Below are 557 nucleotides of genomic sequence, written 5' to 3'. Positions count from 1 at the left end.
CCGCCTTCGGTGACCGAAGGGGTTGCGGTCAGTTTTGCGACAACTTCGCTGATAGTGTCCGAGATTTCAACGGTGGCCGGTCCCCCCAAGGCCAGCTGCTCGAAGGTGGCACCCGGAACTGTAGCGTCGGTAACACTGAGCGTGATGGAGCCTGCATCGAGATAGACGTCATCGCCCTGAGCCGAGGTCTTGTACTCGACTTCGGTCTTACCGGCTTCGATCGTTACGACGTCGCCGTTTGACAGGGTTACGGTCATCGGACGGTCCAGCGCCTGGCTTACTTTCACAGTAAAGGAAGGCTGCTGGTCTTCGGTCACATTGCCATTGCTAACAATGCTTACAGTGACGGTATCGATGCTGTCATTGATGACCGTCGAGGCTGGAGTCGGATTCGGGGTCAACTGCTCAAAGTTACCGCCCGTGGCGTTCTCGATGGTGACGCTGACGGTCGAACCGTTGTTGTAGACGTCATTCGCCGGGGTCTGGAAGTCGACACTGCCCTGGGTTTTGCCGGCTTCAACGGTGATGGTCTGGCCGTTCGACAGAGTCACGGTGAC

Annotated in this window: 1 protein-coding gene; it reads right to left on the bottom strand. The window is 57.6% G+C overall.

The genetic code is table 11. The annotated features are described in order from the left end of the window. On the bottom strand, window positions 1-557 hold a 557-nt coding region (locus ACF8EA_RS19855), incomplete at both ends, for an immunoglobulin-like domain-containing protein (RefSeq protein ID WP_392523032.1).

It is taken from the genome of Pseudomonas sp. YQ_5, from assembly GCF_043103305.1.
GTDB lineage: Bacteria > Pseudomonadota > Gammaproteobacteria > Pseudomonadales > Pseudomonadaceae > Aquipseudomonas > Aquipseudomonas putida_Y.
This window is presented reverse-complemented; position numbering and strand designations above follow the sequence as displayed.